Below are 1,283 nucleotides of genomic sequence, written 5' to 3'. Positions count from 1 at the left end.
ATTAAATATGGTGAACAAAAAGAAAAAATAATAAATTATGTAATGAAAGTTGCAAAAATCATAGAGAATTTAAATCCAATGTTATTGTATGTAGAACAAGATAATCTTGAATTTTCATTTAGGAAGGCGTTAAAAGAAAGAACTCCAGAATGGTCCACAGGAATTATTGACTATTACACTAACCAAGGCTATGGGAAAGAACATAACCATTCAGGTGTAGAAGGAGCGATAAAAGTTCTTGAAGCTAGAAGGAATTTAGAATTAGAAATATTCGATATGTTAAAAATGAAAAAAGAAAAAATCAATAATACAAAATATGAAATTGACTCATATAGGTCAATGTTAAAAGATAAGTTAGCCATACAAATGGTGAAATAGCTTTTTACACTAACTGGTTTTAGTTGAAGAAGGAAATAAAAACGCTCAGAATATCTTCTGAGCGTTTTAGTTTGTTATTCCTAATGGTTATTAGCATTTTTCTCTTCCTACACTGAACCCATTACTCATATGAAGGACTCTTTTTACTCGGTATCTTCAGGTTGATATTCTAAAATATCACCCGGTTGGCATTCTAATGCTTTACATATTGCTTCTAAAGTTGAAAAACGGACTGCTTTTGCTTTTCCATTTTTCAAGATAGAAAGGTTAGCCATTGTAATTCCAACCTTCTCCGAAAGTTCTGTGACACTCATTTTTCTTTTTGCTAACATTACATCAATATTAATAATAATTGCCATATTATTCACCTCAGACCGTTAAATCATTTTCTGATTTTATATCTATAGCATCTTTTAATAGTCTTTGGAGAACGGCAGCAAAGACCGCGATTACCATTGAAGCAAAAATCATAATCATTCCGATAATAATAATGCCAGGGGCATCATCTCTCTCTGCCACGAGATAAAAAAGTGGCATACCTAATACATATAATACACTAATTGCCAATGCGCTGTACTTAATATTTTTTAAAGTTTGAACAGATAGCTCTGAGAATGCATTATTTTTATCAATATAGTTTAAAAGCTTAAATGTTTGGTACAGTGCGAAGTAATAAGGTATTGCTGTTGCGTATAAATTGATAAATACAAGATATTTAATATATGCAATATCTGGATATAATTCTGCAGCAAAATTTCCTATTTTAGGGACTAAAAAAATGCACATAGCAAGAACGGGGATTCCGATCAGAATTACAACGGTCTTTAAAAAGAGTGTGGATCCTTGTTTCATAAAAAGCACCTCATTTATTTAATATCTTATTAATTTAACATGAAATTTATTGT

2 protein-coding genes and 1 pseudogene are annotated in these 1,283 nt (G+C 30.5%); 1 reads left to right on the top strand and 2 read right to left on the bottom strand.

The genetic code is table 11. The features are described 5' to 3' along the window. Positions 1-378: pseudogene (locus ABWK52_RS29155) on the top strand (hypothetical protein); the annotation flags it as partial. A gap of 143 nt (positions 379-521) precedes the next feature. On the opposite strand, the gene ABWK52_RS29150 reads toward ABWK52_RS29155, so the two are convergent. Beyond that, positions 522-737: a helix-turn-helix domain-containing protein gene (locus tag ABWK52_RS29150; RefSeq protein WP_000974619.1), complete on the bottom strand. Its 216-nt coding sequence runs from the start codon at positions 735-737 to the stop codon at positions 522-524. Between the two features lie 10 nt (positions 738-747). After that, a complete protein-coding gene (locus ABWK52_RS29145; protein WP_098281216.1) occupies positions 748-1,230 on the bottom strand; it encodes a DUF2975 domain-containing protein in 483 nt (160 codons plus the stop codon). Positions 1,231-1,283: the final 53 nt, after the last annotated feature.

The organism is Bacillus sp. AP50, assembly GCF_040492675.1.
Taxonomy (GTDB): Bacteria; Bacillota; Bacilli; order Bacillales; family Bacillaceae_G; genus Bacillus_A; species Bacillus_A cereus.
This window is presented reverse-complemented; position numbering and strand designations above follow the sequence as displayed.

Bases quoted from the DNA above. Each gene is read 5' to 3' on its own strand.
- ABWK52_RS29150 (WP_000974619.1), bottom strand. From the start codon at position 737: ATGGCAATTATTATTAATATTGATGTAATGTTAGCAAAAAGAAAAATG.
- ABWK52_RS29145 (WP_098281216.1), bottom strand. From the start codon at position 1,230: ATGAAACAAGGATCCACACTCTTTTTAAAGACCGTTGTAATTCTGATC.